Source organism: Burkholderia sp. 8Y (assembly GCF_902506145.1).
Taxonomy (GTDB): Bacteria; Pseudomonadota; Gammaproteobacteria; order Burkholderiales; family Burkholderiaceae; genus Caballeronia.
In genome coordinates this window covers 1-2,479 of sequence record NZ_LR733520.1, presented here as the reverse complement: position 1 = coordinate 2,479, position 2,479 = coordinate 1, and the positions used below count along the sequence as shown (strand labels likewise).

Annotated in this window: 3 protein-coding genes; all 3 read left to right on the top strand. The window is 61.1% G+C overall.

What is annotated here, in order from left to right; all coding sequences use genetic code 11:
- The first annotated feature begins 80 nt into the window (after positions 1–80).
- The 3 genes from tnpA (at position 81) to tnpC (ending at position 2,442) form a co-directional block, all read left to right on the top strand.
- Positions 81–467, top strand: a complete 387-nt coding sequence (gene tnpA / locus GV035_RS10620) for an IS66-like element accessory protein TnpA (protein WP_159835076.1) — start codon at positions 81–83, stop codon at positions 465–467.
- On the top strand, positions 434–802 hold the full coding sequence (gene tnpB, locus GV035_RS10615; RefSeq protein ID WP_159835075.1) for an IS66 family insertion sequence element accessory protein TnpB: 369 nt from the start codon (positions 434–436) through the stop codon (positions 800–802). The genes tnpA and tnpB overlap by 34 nt, the downstream gene beginning before the upstream one ends.
- Before the next feature lie 65 nt (positions 803–867).
- Positions 868–2,442 carry an IS66 family transposase gene (tnpC, locus tag GV035_RS10610; RefSeq protein ID WP_159835074.1) on the top strand — a complete coding sequence of 525 codons (1,575 nt, stop codon included), beginning with the start codon at positions 868–870 and terminating at the stop codon, positions 2,440–2,442.
- Positions 2,443–2,479: the final 37 nt, after the last annotated feature.

Here is a 2,479-nt window from a genome sequence, read left to right as displayed (position 1 = left end):
GTAAGCGGCTGGCCAACTCACCTTGATTGTCGGCGAAGCGCTTGGGAGTATCGTGTCCACTAAAGCGAATAAGCGGACACGTGAACACTATCGAAGAAGAGGCGTTGCCGACCCGTCGCCGTCGTCGGCGCTACACCGAAGACTTCAAGGCACGCGTTGTTGCCGCTTGCCAGGGTACCGGCGTGTCGGTGGCGGCGGTCGCGCTGGAACATCGGCTCAACGCGAACTTACTGCGACGTTGGCTTGATCAGGCTGAAGGCAGACTTCCGAAGCGGTTGTGTGAGCGCCCGGTAGAAACTCAATCGACACCACTACCAGCGTTCGTTCCCGTTGCCGTGGGGGCAAAGGAGGTAGGCTCGACGGAGATCCGTGTCGAAGTTCGCCGGGGCAATCAGTCGATAACAGTGAGCTGGCCGGTCTCCGAAGCCGCGCAATGCGCGACATGGTTGCGCGAGTGGCTGCGGTGATTCGTGTCGACAAGATCTGGTTAGCAGTTGATCCGCTGGACATGCGGGCCGGCTTCGACACGGCGTTGGGGCGCGTGGTGAAGGTGTTCGGCGCCGCGCATCCGCACCACGCTTATCTGTTCACCAACCGCCGCGCCAACCGACTGAAGGTCCTGGTCCACGACGGCATCGGCATCTGGTTGGCAGCCCGACGGCTGAATCAGGGGCAGTTCGTCTGGCCCCACGCTGGCAGCGAACCCAAGCAGCAGGTGCTCACGCACGAACAATTGGCGGGCTTGGTGCTGGGGCTGCCGTGGCAACGCATCGGCCAGGATGGCGTGATCCGCATCATCTGACGCGTCGGCGGTGACGTATACAGTTCTCCTTCTCGCGTATGCGGGGTTCTGGCAGACTGGTCTGCATGAACCCGCCGGCCGACCTCGACGACCTCAGTCCAGAGCAATTGCGTGCCCTTGCCACGCAACTGCTCGCTGAGGTCCGCGCGAAGGACCAAGAGGTGACGGAGAAACGCAGAGAAGTCGATGCGTTGGAACGGGAGCTGCATTACCGGCAAACCCGCATCGACCAACTGACTCACGAGATCTCCGTGCTCAGGCGCCAGCAGTTTGGCCGTCGCAGCGAGCAGCTCAACAACGAGCAAATGAGCCTGCTTGACGAGGCGATAGATGGCGACCTGGCCGCCATCGAGATAGAGCTCGAAGAGCTTGAGCCCGCACGCAAGCGCCGACACGAGCAGCCGAAGCGCGCACCCTTGCCGCCGCACTTGCCGCGTGTCGACGTCCGTCATGAACCAGACAACACGGTGTGCCAGTGCGGATGCGAACGTGTTCGTATCGGCGAAGACATCAGCGAGAAGCTGGATTACGCACCGGGCGTGTTTACGGTGGAGCGGCACATTCGCGGCAAATGGGTTTGTCGCAACTGTGAGACGCTGATCCAGGCACCCGTACCCTCGCACGTCATCGATAAGGGCATCCCAACCACCGGACTTCTGGCATCGGTCCTAGTCAACAAATTTGCAGATCACCTGCCCCTGTATCGCCAGGAGCAGATCTTTGCGCGTGCGGGCCTGGCGATACCGAGATCTACGCTAGGCGCGTGGGTGGGCATCTGCGGCGCGCAGTTGCAGCCATTGGTCGATGCCCTCCATCGAGAGATCTTGAAGGAAGGCGTGTTGCACGCGGACGAGACCCCGGTGCAAATGCTCAGCCCCGGTAAGGGGAAGACCCATCGGGCTTATCTGTGGGCGTATACGCCTACGCAGTTCAGCAACCTTCGCGCGGTGGTGTACGACTTCGCCGGCAGCCGAGCCGGCGAGCATGCCCGCACCTTCTTGACCCGCTGGCACGGCAAGCTAGTATGTGACGACTACGGCGGTTACAAGGCCTCCTTCCTTCAGGGCGTCACCGAGATTGGCTGCGCAGCTCACGCGAGGCGCAAATTCTTCGAGCTGCACGCCAATCACAGCAGCCAGCTCGCTGGGCAAGCGCTACCATTCTTCACTGAGCTCTATGCCATCGAGCGGGATGCCGCGAATCTCGATGCTGATGCCCGCCAACGGCTTCGACAGAGCCGGGCCAAGCCAGTAAGCGACGCGCTTTACGAGTGGTTGGCTACGCAGCGCAAACTCGTATCCGACGGCTCCGCCATTGCTAAGGCTTTGGATTACAGCCTAAAGCGCTGGCAAGCGCTCACGCGTTATCTCGAAGACGGGCATGTACCAATCGACAACAATTGGGTCGAAAATCAGATACGTCCATGGGCCATCGGCAGGTCCAACTGGTTGTTCGCAGGGTCGCTGCGCGCTGGCCAACGCGCCGCTGCCATCATGAGCCTCCTCCGATCGGCGCAACTCAACGGGCACGAACCTCATGCATATCTCAAGGACATTCTGACTCGCCTCCCGGCCCACAAAGCAAGCGACATCGCAACATTGCTGCCTCATAACTGGCAGCCTCTCGCGCCTGTCGAGTAATCCATCGTTCGTCAAGACGGGTTCGCTGGCCGCTTAC

Excerpts from the sequence above, each read along its gene's own strand:
- tnpB (WP_159835075.1), top strand. The coding sequence starts at position 434 with ATGCGCGACATGGTTGCGCGAGTGGCTGCGGTGATTCGTGTCGACAAG.
- tnpC (WP_159835074.1), top strand. The coding sequence starts at position 868 with ATGAACCCGCCGGCCGACCTCGACGACCTCAGTCCAGAGCAATTGCGT.